Origin of the sequence: Ancylobacter vacuolatus (assembly GCF_030813595.1) — a bacterium.
Lineage (GTDB): Bacteria > Pseudomonadota > Alphaproteobacteria > Rhizobiales > Xanthobacteraceae > Ancylobacter > Ancylobacter vacuolatus.
Map to the genome: position 1 here is coordinate 726,869 of NZ_JAUSUH010000001.1, position 14,773 is coordinate 741,641.

10 protein-coding genes are annotated in these 14,773 nt (G+C 66.7%); 6 read left to right on the top strand and 4 right to left on the bottom strand.

The genetic code is table 11. The features are described from left to right. Positions 1–2: 2 nt before the first annotated feature. Positions 3–1,133 carry a DUF2336 domain-containing protein gene (locus J2S76_RS03545; protein ID WP_307057520.1) on the bottom strand — a complete coding sequence of 377 codons (1,131 nt, stop codon included), beginning with the start codon at positions 1,131–1,133 and terminating at the stop codon, positions 3–5. A 94-nt stretch (positions 1,134–1,227) separates the two neighbouring features. Continuing rightward, positions 1,228–2,316, bottom strand: coding sequence for an RgsD C-terminal domain-containing protein (locus tag J2S76_RS03550; RefSeq protein ID WP_307057522.1), 1,089 nt, complete (start codon positions 2,314–2,316; stop codon positions 1,228–1,230). A 748-nt stretch (positions 2,317–3,064) separates the two neighbouring features. On the opposite strand from J2S76_RS03550, the gene J2S76_RS03555 reads away from it, so the two are divergent. Both J2S76_RS03555 and J2S76_RS03560 read left to right on the top strand, forming a co-directional pair. Then, a complete protein-coding gene (locus tag J2S76_RS03555) occupies positions 3,065–3,637 on the top strand; it encodes a nitroreductase family protein (RefSeq protein WP_307057524.1) in 573 nt (190 codons plus the stop codon). Between the two features lie 3 nt (positions 3,638–3,640). Further along, the gene (locus J2S76_RS03560) at positions 3,641–4,240 is read left to right on the top strand and encodes a flavin reductase family protein (RefSeq protein WP_307057525.1); all 600 of its coding nucleotides are present in this window, start codon (positions 3,641–3,643) and stop codon (positions 4,238–4,240) included. Positions 4,241–4,297: 57 nt separating this feature from the next. On the opposite strand, the gene J2S76_RS03565 is transcribed toward J2S76_RS03560, so the two are convergent. Then, positions 4,298–4,708 (bottom strand): type II toxin-antitoxin system VapC family toxin, encoded by a 411-nt coding sequence (locus tag J2S76_RS03565; protein ID WP_307057527.1) that lies wholly within the window; start codon positions 4,706–4,708, stop codon positions 4,298–4,300. 7 nt (positions 4,709–4,715) lie between these two features. Further along, complete coding sequence (locus tag J2S76_RS03570) at positions 4,716–5,249, bottom strand: DUF7662 domain-containing protein (RefSeq protein WP_307057529.1); 534 nt, start codon at positions 5,247–5,249, stop codon at positions 4,716–4,718. 1,019 nt (positions 5,250–6,268) lie between these two features. On the opposite strand from J2S76_RS03570, the gene J2S76_RS03575 reads away from it, so the two are divergent. The 4 genes from J2S76_RS03575 (at position 6,269) to J2S76_RS03590 (ending at position 14,673) form a co-directional block, all read left to right on the top strand. Beyond that, the gene (locus J2S76_RS03575; RefSeq protein ID WP_370874684.1) at positions 6,269–6,967 is read left to right on the top strand and encodes a L,D-transpeptidase; all 699 of its coding nucleotides are present in this window, start codon (positions 6,269–6,271) and stop codon (positions 6,965–6,967) included. Positions 6,968–7,098: 131 nt separating this feature from the next. Next, on the top strand, positions 7,099–7,755 hold the full coding sequence (gene parA / locus J2S76_RS03580; RefSeq protein ID WP_465252850.1) for a ParA family partition ATPase: 657 nt from the start codon (positions 7,099–7,101) through the stop codon (positions 7,753–7,755). 841 nt (positions 7,756–8,596) lie between these two features. Further along, a complete protein-coding gene (locus J2S76_RS03585) occupies positions 8,597–10,411 on the top strand; it encodes an autotransporter assembly complex protein TamA (protein WP_307057531.1) in 1,815 nt (604 codons plus the stop codon). Further along, entirely contained in the window at positions 10,411–14,673 is a 4,263-nt protein-coding gene (locus J2S76_RS03590; RefSeq protein WP_307057533.1) for a translocation/assembly module TamB domain-containing protein, read from the top strand. The genes J2S76_RS03585 and J2S76_RS03590 overlap by 1 nt, the downstream gene beginning before the upstream one ends. The last annotated feature ends 100 nt before the right edge of the window (positions 14,674–14,773 follow it).

A 14,773-nucleotide genomic window follows, 5' to 3' on the forward strand; every position in this document is an offset into this window, starting at 1 on the left:
GCTCACGCCGCGAGTGTTAGCCGTTCGGACCGCTCGCGCGCCTCGCCCTGCCAGCGGTGCAGCATGCCGACGATGCGGTTGCCCTGCGCGCTCTCACCCGCTTCTTCATACGCTGCAAGCACGTCATCCAGAATGCGCAGGCGAAGCCCCGGCTCCGCGTCGAACTCGTCCAGATAGGTTTCCGACTGGACGACACCGAGGGCGGTGCGGAAGGCAATGAAGGCCCCGGGCGGCAAGGCCAGGCGGTGATAGAGAACGCGGAACGCCTCCCCCGAACGGTCGGCGGCGAGCGCCGCGACGTGATCGACGGAAATTCCCGAGAGCACCGAGACCGCTTCGAGGAAAAGCCGCATCTGCCCTGACAGCAGCGAGCGCAGCACCAGCGCCGAGGTGAGCTCACCCCTCGCCTGCAGGCCCTGAACCAGAGCGCGGGTCTGGGTGAATTGCGAGGGCGACGCCTGTGTCACCGTCGCCTGGTCGCAGGCCTCGCGCGCCAGTCGCGCCGCTTCGGCTGGCGACAGCCATTGACGCTCCTCGACAAAGGCCGAGAGCGCCCCGGCCACAATGCGGATCAGCGCCTGATGCGCCGCCGCCGGAAGATCGGGCCGGCTCAGCAGCGCCTCGCGCAGTTCGGGCACGCCGCCGAAACGCGCCACGATTTGCCCCAGCGCAAAGCCGGGCACGTCGGCCGTCGGATTTCTCACCAACGCCAGCAAGGCGCCGACATCCGCCACTTCCGCCAGCAGGGCGGCGAGCGGCGCCGAAAGCCCTTCCCGCCGGGCAATGGCCTCCTGCTTGCCGGCATCGCCGCCGGCGCACAAGGCAATGAGTTCGCGCACATTGAGCACGGCCGAGTGCTCTAGCACCAGCGCACCCGCCGGCCCCGGAAGACGCGCCAGCTGCAGGACGACATCGGCGGGCACCAGCGGGTGGCGGCAGAGCACCGAGGCCAGCTGGAACTGCACGAGCGGCGAAGGGTCGGCCACCAGCCCCGGCAGGGCCTCGTCTATTTCCGCCCGCTCGGCGGCGCCCAGCTCCGGCCGCACATAAGCCCGGGCGAGAGCGGCGACGGCCTTGGCCCGCGCATCCTCCGGAGCGGTCCGCGCCCATTCCAGAAACTGCCGCACGATCATTGCGCACTCCCGGCCCGGTTCAACACGTAGGCGATGATGCGCGCCGGCCGCTTAAGAAACCGTTGACCATATGAGGCACAAAGAAGGCCGGCGGTCAGTCGCCGCTGCCATCCTGCGTATCCAGCGCGTCCGGCGTCACCTGCTCGCCGACGCGCACCTCGACCGAGCCGTTCTTGCCGGACTCGACATTGAAGACCTTGGAATAGGTCTTGCCCTCGAAGCGCGCGACCGCCGTGTACTCACCTTCCGCCAGCACGAAGGTCGGCTCGGCATTGATCGATTCCTTCACGCTGTCGCCGCCCGGCGTGCCGATCGACCACTGCGTCTCGGGCAGCGGGTCGCCGCCCGCCACCTTCACCAGCCGCAGCGTGACCTCGCCGGCGCGATGATGCAGCGTCGCGTCCGTCACTTTGCCCGGCGCCACGGCGAGGTCGGCCTGGATCACGGCGTTGCCGTCGCCATAGGTGGAGACGACGTAGTAATCGCCGGCTGGCAGAATGATGAGGTCGCCCGGAATGGCGCCGCGATAATAGGGCCGGCTCGACGCCCTTCCCTGTAGAAAGCTGCCCTCGAAGAGGTCATAGGTCACCTTCTCTGCCGGAAGCGGCTTGTCGGCGACATCGCTGTGCAGCGTGACGGCGCCGGCCGGAACGACCAACTGCTCGCGCCGCGATTCCTCTCCAACCACGATCCGTCGCGCCACGCTGGCGAGGCCGTAGGCCACATGCACCACATAGCCACCGGGGGAGAGGAAGAACACCGGCGCGGGATCGGCCGCCTCCGCCACCAGCGGATAGGCGCCGGACGCTTCCGGCCGGTCGGCAAAGACGCGCCAGATGAGACCGCGCGGGATCAGCCCCTCCTTCTCGCCGAAACGGGCACTCATCCCGATCGCCACCTTTCCGGCCGGCGGCTGCGGCAGGATGGTGTGCGGGTCGCCGCCCTCCGCCCGCCCGGTCGCGGGAATGCGGGCGGCCGGCCCGGCGCTGCCGGAGGGCGCAGCAGCCGGCGGCGCGCCGACGAAGGGCAGCGCGCGCGAAGGCTGGATCTGCGACGGATTGAACGGCGAGAGCGTCGGGGTCGGCGACTGGAAGGGCGAGAGCTGGGCCACGCGCAATGGCGGCGCTGATCCCGCCTCCTGCGCCAAGGCCCCTGCCGGAAAAGCCAGTGTCAGCAGGAGCATGATCGCCGCACGCCGCTGCGCCGCCTTCGCTTCGGCACGGCCACGCGCAAAGGCCTGCCGAACACCGAGCATGAGCGGGCGAAGAAAAGAGTGAAGAAGCTGAGACATCACTGCCGTTGGTGCCTTCAAACAGCGGCAAATTCAAGTCACCTCTCGGCGCCGCCCAATACCCCACGCGCGGCGATCTCTGGCGGTGGCAAGGGCCCGCCTCGCGAAAGGGCCTCCTCTCGGCCATTGACGGCACCCACGCATCCTCCATCGAGCCGAACGTCCGGCACATCGCCATGGCGGAGGTCTCGCCTGTACCGAGAGCGCCCCCCCACGGCCGCATCTGCGCTCCCATCGCCGGTGCTCCCGCCGCGCGTGAGCGCTGCCCGAGTGTTCACAGCCCAGCCGATGAACCCGACTCTCGGTGCACGCCGTCAGTCGCCTTCCGACACCGGCTCGCGGAGATCCGCGCCTGCCATCACGGCACGCGGCTCGACCGGGCATGCCCCAAGGGTGGGGACGAGAGCTGCATCCCGCCCAACTTGCGCGAAGGGGCCGATGCTGCTCCCTTGCTTCATCTCGCCCGAGGACCGACGCCATGCGGATGGATCACCCCCTGCAATCGCGCCCATCCACATCCTGTCGCAACCGCCCCACCCGATGGCGCGGCTGAACCGACTCCTTGGACCCCACCTATCGGCAGCCCCGACGCCTGGGGCCGGCTCGCCCTTCGCCCCGTGCCCACCACTGGAAACACGCCATGACACTTGCCGACTCTGCCCTTGAACTCCTGCGGACTCGCAAGAGCCCGAAGGTCTTTGATCTCACCTCCCCCGGGCCGGATGAGGCAGAGATCGACTCGATGCTGGCGATCGCCTCACGTGTGCCCGATCACGGCAAGCTCGCCCCCTGGCGCTTCATCGTCTTCCAGGGCGAGGCACGCGGCCGGGCGGGCGATGCCATCGCCGCCGTCTTTCTTACCGACAATCCCCAGGCCGAGCCTGAGCGCGTCGCCCTCGAACAGGGACGCCTCACCCGCGCCCCGCTGGTGATTGCCGTCGTCTCGAAGGCGGCCCCCCACGTCAAGATTCCGGAATGGGAGCAGACGCTCTCCGGTGCCGCGGCCTGCACTCTGCTGCTGCTCGCCGCCCACGCCCAAGGCTACGCCGCAACCTGGCTCACCGAATGGTACGCTTATGATGCGCGTGTGCGCGCGGCGCTGGGCCTTTCCGAAAGCGAGCGGATCATCGGATTTGTCCATATCGGCACGTTAGTCCGGCCGCAGGAAGACCGGCCGCGGCCAGCCCTCGCCGATCTCATCACCCGGTACTGAGCCATGTTCTACGAATCCGCCCGCAACAATCACGGCCTGCCGCACAATCCGCTCAAGGCGATCATCGCGCCGCGCCCGATCGGGTGGATTTCCACCCTGTCCCCGGAGGGCGTAGCCAACCTTGCCCCCTACTCCTTCTTCAACATGGTCAGCGAAAGCCCCGATATCGTAATGTTCTCGAGCGTCGGGATGAAGGACACGGTGCGCAACGTGATGGCGACCGGTGAGTTCGTCTGCAACCTGGCGACTCGCGAGCTTATGGCGGCGGTCAACCTCACCTCCAAGGCCATCCCCCCCGGCGAAAGCGAGTTCGATCTCGCCGAACTGGAGCGCTCACCCTCCCGGCTGGTGAAGCCGCCCCGCGTCGCCGCCTCCCCCTGTGCGCTCGAGTGTGTCTGGATAGACACAATCGACATCGCCGACCGCCAGGGCAAAACCCACGGCCGACACGTCACATTCGGCGAGATCATCGGCGTCCACATTGATGAACGCTTCATCGAGGACGGCCTGGTTCGCACGGATCGGTTGCAGTCGCTCGCCCGCGACGGCTATTTCGACTATTCTTGGGTTGATACGCTGAGCCCGCTTCCACGCCCCCGCTGATGCCTCGGATCGCTGCGCCGTCCCCGCGTGCGGCCGGGACGGCGCGACACCAGCGCGCTAGCAGGCGACAGCCTGCAGGTAACCTGTCTCGGCATAGTCAAGCATGAGCCGGTCCCGCGTCATCAAGCGATAGCCTTGGTCGCGCGCCGTCGCGATCAATACCCGGTCCACCGGATCGAGCGGCGGCACACCGGGCAGGAAGGAGGAGGCGATTAACGTCTCCGGCGTCATCGCCGCGATGCTCATGCCCGGCAGGCCAGCCAGCGCCGCGAACCATTTGGCCGGTTCCATGGCGAGACGCACCCGCCCCTGCTCGACGAGCCTTCCGATCTCCCAAGCCGACATAGGTGAGATGGAAATGGGCGCCCCGCGGAGCCGCGCCTCGATCAGCGTGCCCCGTGCCTCATCGGAAATCGGTGCGCCCTGGGCCACCCACAGCGCCGCGCATGTATCGAGGAGAAGCGGCATACCCATGTCAGTTTCCCCTCGTCCATTCACCGCCCGTTTGCGGACTAAATTCCTCACCTGAATCTGGCTCATCGCCAGTGTGGCGTGAATGCCACACCCCTTGCGGCGGCGCCGCCTCCCGCCGCGAGGCCTCCAACTCACCTCCGTCATAGAGGTAGATCGGGGCCGCGCTGGGCAGGGTGAGGTCGGTGCCAGGCTCGATATGCACCGTGCCTTTCAGACCTCCAAATAGACCCGCCAGCGGCGAACCTGTCGAGGCTGGGGCCACCCGAGTCGCGCCGCCGGACGAGGCATTCGGAAGATGCCGACTGAACACCAGCTTGCGCGCCGTCATGTCAACTTCCTCCGAACGGAAGCCCGCCGCGAGCCATGCTTTGGTCATGACACTGTTGGTTGGATTGTTGCTCCACCAAGCGCGGTGATTGAAGGCAGACTGTGGAAGCTTCGCTCCAACAATCCGCTCTATGTCCTCAAACGACATAGAAATTCGTGGCTGCGTTCGACTCGAAAGAAAAGTCGTTAAGGCGCTGTATTTCGACATAGAAAGCCCCCCGATTTGATCGGCAGAACAGAGCATACCTATGTCAGTGTAAATTTTCAGTGCCTATAAGGAGGCGCGCCACCGCAATTTGGCGGTTCGAATCCCGCAGCATCCCGCCTGCACACCGACCACGCAGCGCCAGGGTCGGACGTCGAAAAGCCCGACGCAGTTGAAGTGGCGGTGATAAGCACAGAGTTGTTAACCTATCTGTACCCCTCTTTGGGCGAGCCAGACGAACCTCTTATTTCACGTTAGATTTTTTATCCATTGCATTATAATATAATGTTTTTGATGATAAAAACATACAGCCGCTCCGGTAGTTCGCGGCAAATGTGAGCAATCTGTACAAGGGCTTCACCACATACAGTGACGATTTTGATAGCGTCACTGAAAGTGAATATGAGCCACCGCGCCCAGTCCACCGAAGGCACAACCCTGACCGCGACCGGATAGCCGGGGAACGCCCGGGCCACTGTGCCGACAAGGCCCACCAGCTGCCCAGAAAACGCCAAAAAAAACCACCCTTGGCGGGCACCGGTTCATTATCCCGCCGCGAGACCCGCCCGGGAGAGGAAGAGCCAGGGCCCTCCACCTACGCACCACAGCGGCGAACAACCCTCTATTCCAGAATTTGTACTGAGTGTTGGTTTAAATGCCTTACGCCGGCCTCTTTATTGATCTTATTGATTAAAACGTTTCGTTATCCGCTTAATAAACCATCATTTTTTAGCTTATGAGGAGATCCAACCTACACCTTCCTAGCTGCTCCCGAAGGCCCCTTTTCGCGGACTGTGACGCCGGACCTAAAGTTACTGCAAACTACTGATTTCGGCGCGAGGGTCGCAGGAGGAAGCGATATTCATAGAAGCGACGCCGATATTCACAACAGATGCAGTGAGCCGAGCGAATCGCCTCCGCCAGAATCGCACCCCTCTTGGCGTATCCACTAGGATCGCGGCAAGGACTTGTTTACCAAGATTGCATTAAGATTCTGCGAACACCGCCCAAGGGGTTGATTCATGCTCACACTTCATCGTCGCGCGATTCTGGGGCTCTGTATGGCTGGCGCGGCGACGGCTCTGGGTGGATGCAAACGCACCACCTCCACCACTAAGCCGCAGCTCTCAATGAGCGCCGCGCCCGCCTACGCGGCCGAGGGCATCTACGGCCCCGTAGCGGATAGATTTCCTATCGCGGGCGTCGACGTTTCTCAGATTGACCCGATCTATCTCCGGCGAGAGGTGGCCTATGCGTCCAGCTATCCGGCCGGCACCGTGGTCATCGATCCGAGCGCCCACTTCCTCTATCTCGTCCAGCCTGGCGGGACGGCGATCCGGTATGGCGTTGGTGTCGGCAAAGAGGGTTTCGGCTGGTCCGGGGATGCCACAATCAATTCCAAGCAGGAGTGGCCGGACTGGTACCCGCCGAAGGAGATGATCCAGCGCCGCCCCGACATTCAGGCCCAGTTGACCCGCTTGCAGAGCGGCGAGGGTGTTCCAGGCGGGCTGTCGAACCCCCTTGGAGCCCGGGCCATGTATCTCTGGCAGAACGGCCGGGACACGCTTTACCGGATTCACGGCACGCTGGAGCCCGATACGATTGGAACCAATGTGTCCTCGGGCTGCATTCGGATGATCAACCAGGACGCCATCGACCTTTACGGACGGGTGGGGGTGGGCGCCAAGGTGGTCGTCCTCGGCGCCAAGGCCGGCGCATGACCGCTCTAGCGACCCCATCGGGCGCACAACTCCTGCGTGAGACAAGAATCTGCCTTGGGCACTGACACCCCCTCGGTCTTTGTTGTATTTTAGAGACACTTCAAACGCGACACGGGAATGGGTGGCTTGCGATGAGTGGCAGAATTATCACTGTTGCACAGCAGAAGGGCGGGTCCGGAAAGACGACATTGGCCGCACATCTTGCTGTTGCCCTTTCGCTACAGCCCATCCTGGGCGCCAAAGCCCGGGTGGCTCTGTTGGACTGTGATCCGCAGGGAAGCCTCGGTGAATGGTTTGAGGCGCGGGAGGTCACGCTGGGGGATGACGCGACCGAATTGTCCTTCCGGACCGCCTCGGGATGGGGAGCGCGCCGTGAAGCACGGAGCCTGGCTCGCGACTACAATTTCGTCGTGATCGACACCCCGCCGAAATCGGATGTGGAATCGCGCCCCGCCATCGAGGTGGCGGATCTCGTCGCCGTTCCCGTGCAGCCAACCCCGATCGACCTCTGGGCCACACGGCCGACGCTGGAGATGATCAGCAAAGAGGGCACTTCGTGTCTGTTGGTCATCAACCGGGCGCAGTCGCGCTCCGCCCTCACCCAGGAAATGGCAACCGCGATCGAAGCGCTCGGCCACCCCGCCGCGCGCACCCGGCTCGGCAATCGCGTGGGCTTCGCCGCCAGCATGGGCAGGGGGCTCACGCTGCTTGAAACCGATCCCGGCTCCAAGGGCGCCGCCGAGATCGAGGCGCTTGCCGCCGAACTGCGTGAGCTTCTCGCCAGATAAGGCGTCGTCGATCCCTCTCAGCTGCTGCTGTCGCCGGTGCCCCCTCGTGACGTCTGGCGCCGGTTCAACCCGCCAGCGCGCTTCGGCAGGCGGCGGAGCAAGCGATGGTGCTCGGGGGAAGCAGCGCAGAATCTATGGCGACTGAGCCTTGGCGCGCCGCGCCGCGCCGCGCCAAGGCCCATCGGCGCAAGAAATTGGATTGAGGGCGCATCGCGTCGGCACAAAGGGCGCGCAGAGGGCTCTGCGGCAAGGCAGAGCGCCCCGTTTCCCCCCATTCCGCCGCGGCGCGGATTTGGGAAGCACTCTCGTCCGGTGGCGGGGAACTTTGCTTCCCCTGGGCCGTAGAGCGGTGGGGCCGCGCGTGGGCGTGTCGTGGAAGGGGATGACCTCGGGCGCGCAGGACCAGCGACGGAAGGTACCCAGCCCCGGCGTCGCGTCGGCAAGCCCTTGCCGTTTGTCAGATTTTTTCCCTCCAGGCGCACGTAACTTTGCATTCTTCTGCCTGCAAGGTTGACGCTTCCCGGTTTCGCACGGCAATCAGGAACAGGCTCTCCTATGGAAAGCTGCTGTTCATTGTCGCTGCATTAGTTTCGCGGCTCGGCGGGCGCTGCAACGGGCAGGTGGCAGTCGGGCCCTTGATGCGGGAGGATACGGGTTGGCGGGTGGAAGGCGGAAAGGGCACCTTTGTTTTGCGCTCGCTTTTTGCGTGGCGCTGCTCCTGCCTGTCCTCACTGTGCCGGCCTCCGCCCAGCTCTTCGGCGGCACAAATGACGCGACAGCCGAGGAGGGGGAGAATGCCGGGTTCTTTGGCCCCCTGATCAACCTGTTCAGCCCGAGGCCCATGTCTGCCGGTCCGCCCGCCCCGGACGCCACGCCCTACGCCTTGACCCTCGACGTCACCGGTGGCGACAGCGCGCTGACCGACCGGATCGAGGCCGCGTCCAATCTCGAGCGATTGAGCGAACGTCCCCCCGCTGGCGCCGCAGGCCTGGTGCGCCGCGCGCTGGCGGATCAGCGCGACATCAACGCCGCGCTCTACGCCGCCGGTTATTATGGCGGCATCATCCGCATCCGCCTCGCGGGAAGCCCGCCTGATGCCCCCGATGTGTTCCAGCGTGTGGAAGCCGCGCGCGCTCAGGGGCCCGTGCCGGTCCGGGTTTCGGTGGAAGCCGGCCCGCAGTTCCAGTTCGGACGCATCGAGCTGCTGGATGCCAGAACGCGCCGCCCCCTGGCCGATGCCCCGACCCTGGCGCGGCTGCGGCTGGTGCCCGGAGAGCCGGCGCTCGCGACCTCCATCGTCCGCGCCGAGGGCCTGATCGTCGACCACTGGCGTCGAATGGCCCATCCCTTCGCCCGAATCGAGAACAAGGAAATCGTGGCCGACCATGTGTCGCACACGGTGGACGTCACTTTCTTCGTCTCGCCGGGGCCCGTCGCCACCTTCGGGCGCTTCACTGTGGTCGGTGCCGACTTTCTCACTCCCGGCTTCATTGAGGAGCGCATCGAGATCGCGCCGGGCACGCCGTACTCGCCAGAGCTTCTGGACCGGCTGCGCCGACGCCTGCTGGAGTATGAGGCCATTGCCAGCGTGCGCGTGCGCGAGGCCGACCAGCTGGAGGCCGATGGCAGCCTGCCGGTCACGATCGAGGTGTCGCCGCGCAAGCCGCGCTATGTCGGCTTCAGTGCCACCTATTCGTCGACCGACGGGTCGGCCCTCAATGCCTATTGGGGCCATCGCAACCTGTTCGGCGGCGGAGAGACGCTGCGGCTCGATGCCCAGGTCTCCTGGTTCGGCGAGAAGTCGGAGGCCGTGCCCACTGCCGACCCGTTCGGCTACAAGCTCGCCGCCGCCTTCGTGAAGCCCGGCATTTATACCGCGCAGGATGACCTTGTCGCCAATGCAGCGGTGCTGCGGGAGGTGACGAACGCCTATGTGCGCGAGGCGGTGACGCTGCTGGTCGGTATTCGGCACCGCTACAGCGACGACCTGACCCTTCAGGTGAGCATCGATCTCGAACAGTCCCAGGTGGAGGACAGCACCAGCACAAGGGATTACGGCATTGTCGGTGTCCCGTTCGAACTGACCTATGACAACACCGACAGCAAGCTCGATCCCTCGCGCGGCTGGCGTGCGACGGCCACGGTCGAACCCTTCGCCTATCTCGGGGATGCCGGCGCCGGCCCCACCCTGTTCAAGGGGTCTGTCTCCACCTACCACGCCTTCGATGAGCGCAACCGCTTCATCCTGGCCGGCCGCATGTCGGCTGGCAGCATCATCGGCGCCGGCCTCTACGACGTACCGCCGCAGCGGCGCTTCTATGTCGGCGGTGGCGGCTCGCTGCGTGGCTACGAGTACCAGTCGGCCAGCCCTCGCAACGAGGAAGGCATCATCATCGGCGGGCGCAGCTTCTTCGAAGCCTCGCTGGAAGCGCGGCTGCGCGTTACCGATACGATCGGCATCGTTCCGTTCTTCGACATGGGCTCGGCCTTCGCCTCCGAATGGCCGGACTTCGACGGTATGAAATATTCGGCGGGCGTGGGCCTGCGTTACTATACGGCGATTGGCCCGCTGCGGGTGGATTTCGCCTTCCCGCTCAATCCGGGGCCGGATGATGGTGATTTCGGCGTCTATGTCAGTCTGGGGCAGGCCTTCTGATGGCACGCGCGCTCAAAATACTCGCCATGGCGCTGCTTTCGCTGCTGGTGCTGTTGATTGCGGCCTTCGGCGCACTGCAGACCCCGCCGGGCAAGGCGCTGCTCGCTAGCTTCGCCTCGTCGCTGGCCTCCTCGCCCGGGCTCACCGTCGCCATTCGCGGGCTGGGCGGTTTCGTCCCATTCAACATGAGCGTCGAGAGCATCGCGCTCTCCGACGCTGAAGGTCCGTTCGCCCGCATTGACGATGCGCGGCTCGACTGGCGGCCCTTGGCGCTGCTCTCCGGGCGGGTGGATGTGACGACACTCACTGCCGCCCGCGTCAGTGTCGATCGCCGGCCGGCCCTCCCCCCCACGCCGCCCTCCACGGAAGGCGGGACGTCGTTCGCCCTCCCCGTGCGGCTCGAAACGCTCGCCATCCCGGATATCGTCCTCGCCGAGCCGGTGCTCGGCCATGCGGCGCGCCTGTCGCTGAACGGTTCGGCCAATCTCGCCACGCTGGCGCAGGGCGTGTCGGTGAGCTTCGCGGTTGAACGGCTCGACACGCCCGGCTCACTGACGGGCTCGCTCGGCTATGCCCCAGAAACCGGCCGCCTCGACCTCGATATCGCCGCGCGCGAGCCGGCCGGCGGGCTGATGGCGCGCGCGGCCGGCTTTGACGGGCTGCCGGAAATTTCCGCCTCGCTGAAGGGCGCCGGCCTGCTCGAAGCGTGGGACGGACATCTGCGCGTCAATGTGGGCGAACGGGCAGAGGCCAGTGGCGCGGCCGGCATTCGCGCCGTGGCCAACGGGCACAAGGTGAACTTTGCGATAGATGCCGATATCGCCCAAATTTTGCCGGCAAATATTTCGCCGCTTTTTGAGGGGCGAAGCGAGTTAGCCGGCTCAGCAACGGTCGATTCGGCCCGTACGCTCGTCATCGACACGCTCACCGCCCGCGCTGCCGGTTTCCGCGCCACGATGAGCGGCACGCTGGACGCGGCGGAAATCGCCGACATCACCTTCGACGCCACACTGGGCGAGGCCGCACGCTTCACCACCCTCGCTCCTGGGGTCGGCTGGCAGAGCCTTGGCCTCGCCGGAACGTTGAAGGGAGCGCTGCGCGCGCCGGCTATCGAAGCGCGGGTCACCGCGAGTCAACTTACCGGCCTAGATTACCGCGCCGGCAGCCTCGCCGCCACGCTGCGGACCCTCCCCGCTGTGCCCGGCCTCCTCGCTTTTTCAATCGAGGGCACGGCCGATGGCCTGACGGCGGCGGACCCGCAGGTGGCGGCAGCCTTGGGCACGCAGGGGCGGTTCTCGGCGGCAGGGACCCTGCCCACAGGCGGAGACGCCGTGTTGGAAGCGGCGTCGGTCGAATTGTCCGCGATCACGGCGCGTTTCGCCGGCCGGGCGGACGGGCGGGCCATTGACGGCGACCTTAGCGTCAGCCGGCTGAACCTCGCCGCCTTCTCGCCGCTCGCCGGCCGCCCTCTCGCCGGCACGGCGACGCTCGACGCCCGACTCTCCGCCTCGACCGATCTGACGCGCGCCAGCGCCGTGCTGAAGGGTCGCGCCCAGGGGCTCGAGACCGGCATCGCCCGCCTCGACGCACTTGTCGGGCAGGGTCTCAGCATCGATGGCGCCCTCGCCCGGGATGGCGCCAATGCGATTTCGGTCGATAATCTCAAGATCGACACCGATGGAATCGCGGCCACCGTCAATGGCCGGCTCGCCACCGACATCGCCGACCTCAACGCAACGCTCGCCCTCGACGATCTCGCGCGAATCGACCCCCGCCTCGCCGGCGCGCTTCAGGCCAATGCCGCCTTTTACGGAACGCTCGACACGCTCGGCGTCAAGGCGACCTTGCGAGTGCCGGACGGCATGGCCGAAGGTCGCCCGCTTCGCGATGTGACGGTCGATGCCTCCGCGACTGATATCACCAAGGACATGGCCGGCACCTTTGCGCTCTCCGGTGACATTGGCGGCAAGCCGGCGCGAGGCTCGGCCGCCCTGGCGACGCAGCCGGACGGAACCCGCCGCCTGTCAGACCTCGATCTCGCCATTGGCTCGGTCACGGCACGCGGCGATCTGGCGCTAGACCCGGCCGGCCTCGCCACGGGTCGGCTCACCATCGCCGCCGGCGACCTCGCCGACGTCGCCGCGCTGTTCCTCACCGAAATGGCCGGCGCCCTCAACGCCGACGTCACGCTCACCGTTGCCGAGGGCCGGCAGAATGCCGATGTGCGCGCCAGCGCCGAACGGCTCCGTGCGTTCAGCCAGAGCGTAGGATCGGCCAATATAAATGGCAGGGTGCTCGATCTGCGCGGCGTACCGCTGGTCGATGGCACCGCCGAGCTGCGCGCCGTCGCTCTGTCCGGCGTGACGATCGAAACCGCCACCCTTCGCGCCAATGGCACTGCAACGGGCACCGATCTCACGCTGGAAGCGCTCGCCCAGGGCACAAATCTGCGCGCCGCCGGCCGGCTGGAGCCGACGACGGACGGCGCGCGCCTGCGGCTTGACCGGCTCACCGCAGCGCGTCCCGGGCTCAACGCGGCATTGAACGCGCCGGCCACCTTCACGCTTGCCGGCGGCACGGTCGCCATCGACCGGCTGGCGCTGACCGCCGGCGGTGGCTCCGCCACCGTGTCCGGCACGGCCGGCGAACGGCTCGATCTCACGGTCGACCTGCGCGCCCTGCCCCTGGCTCTCGTCAGTCTCGCCGTGCCGGAGGCGAATCTCTCGGGCACGCTAGCGGGCACGGCGCGCCTCGGCGGAACCTCCTCCGCACCCACCGGGCCCTTTGATCTGCGCATCACCCGCCTGAGCCGCCCCGATCTTGCGAGTTCCGGCGCCGGACCTTTCGACATCGCCGCCAATGGCACACTGGGCAATGGCCGGGCGCAGCTGCGCGCCACCATCACCGGGCAGAATGTGCAGGGGCTCACCTTGAGCGGCTCGGTGCCGCTCGGCGCCGGCGATCTCGATCTCGCCCTGCGTGGCGCCATAAACCTCGCCATCGCCAATCCCATGCTGGCCGCGACGGGCGCGCGTGTCACCGGCATCGCCAATGTCGACGCCACGCTCCGCGGCACACTCGCCGCTCCGCGAGCCGGTGGCACGGCAAGGCTCAGCGGCGGGCGCTTTGACGACTCCGTCAACGGCGTGGCGCTTGGCAATATCGAAGCCGTGCTGACCGGCACGGATCGCTCGGTCACGCTGACAAGTTTCCGCGCCACCACCACGAATGGCGGCAGCATCAGCGGGCGCGGCACTGTCGCGCTCGATCCCTCCGCCGGCTATCCCGGCCGGATTGACCTCGATCTCGTCAATGCGGCGCTGGTGAACAGCGATCTCATGCGCCTGGTGGCGGAAGGTCGGCTCGGCATTGAAGGCGCGTTCCTGAACGGCCCTCGTCTGACCGGCCGGCTGGTTCTGCGCGCACTCGACATCAACGTGCCGGATCGCTTCCCCGGCGGGGTGCAGGACCTGAATGTCCGCCATGTGAATGCCAGTGCGGAGTTCAAGCGCAAGAGCCCCACCGTGCAGCGCCAGCAGGGACCGGCCCCGCCCACCCGCAGCGGCATCGCGCTTGACCTGGTTCTTTCGGCGCCGAGCAATAATGTGTTCGTGCGCGGCCTCGGCATCGAGGCGCAGCTGGGCGGCGAGCTGAAGCTCAGCGGCACGACCCGGGCGCCGGTGACGCTCGGCGCCTTCCAGCTGCGGCGCGGCTCCTTCGATTTCGGCGGACGCCGCCTCACCTTCACCCGTGGCAACATCACCTTCACCGGCACCACCGATCCGGAACTCGATTTCATCGCCGAGACCACGACCACCGACATCACCGCGCGGGTGCTGGTGTCGGGCCCGGCGTCCCGCCCGGTGGTCAGCTTCTCCTCCACACCGACCCTGCCGCAGGACGAGGTGATCTCTCGCCTGCTTTTCGGCCGCTCCGCCGGCTCGCTCAATGGCGGCCAGGCGCTGCAGCTCGCGCAGGCGGCGGCCCAGTTCTCCGGCGGCGCCGGCGTACTGGAAAATGTGCGCCGCTCGCTCGGCGTCGACAGCCTTGAACTGGGCACGGATGCGGAAGGAACCGGCGGCCAGGTCGGCATCGGCCGGCGACTGAACGACAATATCTATCTCGGCGTGCGCCAGGGCACGTCGGCGGGGTCGAGCCGCGTGACGGTCGATGTGGATGTGACGAAGAACATCCGCCTGCAGGGCGCGACTGGCGCCAACGGCGCCGCCGAGGTCGGGATCGGCGCCCAGTGGGACTATTGAAGCGGCGACGGTTCAGGTGGACACCGCCCCGCCGGGCGAACCGGCCGCCGCAGCGGCGCCAGCGCTTCGGCATCATGCTCGCACTCCGGCCGAAGTGATC

Coding starts and splice junctions, on each gene's coding strand:
- J2S76_RS03565 (WP_307057527.1), bottom strand. CDS start 4,708: ATGCCGCTTCTCCTCGATACATGCGCGGCGCTGTGGGTGGCCCAGGGC.
- J2S76_RS03555 (WP_307057524.1), top strand. CDS start 3,065: ATGACACTTGCCGACTCTGCCCTTGAACTCCTGCGGACTCGCAAGAGC.
- J2S76_RS03560 (WP_307057525.1), top strand. CDS start 3,641: ATGTTCTACGAATCCGCCCGCAACAATCACGGCCTGCCGCACAATCCG.
- J2S76_RS03585 (WP_307057531.1), top strand. CDS start 8,597: ATGTCTGCCGGTCCGCCCGCCCCGGACGCCACGCCCTACGCCTTGACC.
- J2S76_RS03570 (WP_307057529.1), bottom strand. CDS start 5,249: ATGTCGAAATACAGCGCCTTAACGACTTTTCTTTCGAGTCGAACGCAG.
- parA (WP_465252850.1), top strand. CDS start 7,099: ATGAGTGGCAGAATTATCACTGTTGCACAGCAGAAGGGCGGGTCCGGA.
- J2S76_RS03590 (WP_307057533.1), top strand. CDS start 10,411: ATGGCACGCGCGCTCAAAATACTCGCCATGGCGCTGCTTTCGCTGCTG.
- J2S76_RS03575 (WP_370874684.1), top strand. CDS start 6,269: ATGCTCACACTTCATCGTCGCGCGATTCTGGGGCTCTGTATGGCTGGC.
- J2S76_RS03545 (WP_307057520.1), bottom strand. CDS start 1,133: ATGATCGTGCGGCAGTTTCTGGAATGGGCGCGGACCGCTCCGGAGGAT.
- J2S76_RS03550 (WP_307057522.1), bottom strand. CDS start 2,316: ATGCTCCTGCTGACACTGGCTTTTCCGGCAGGGGCCTTGGCGCAGGAG.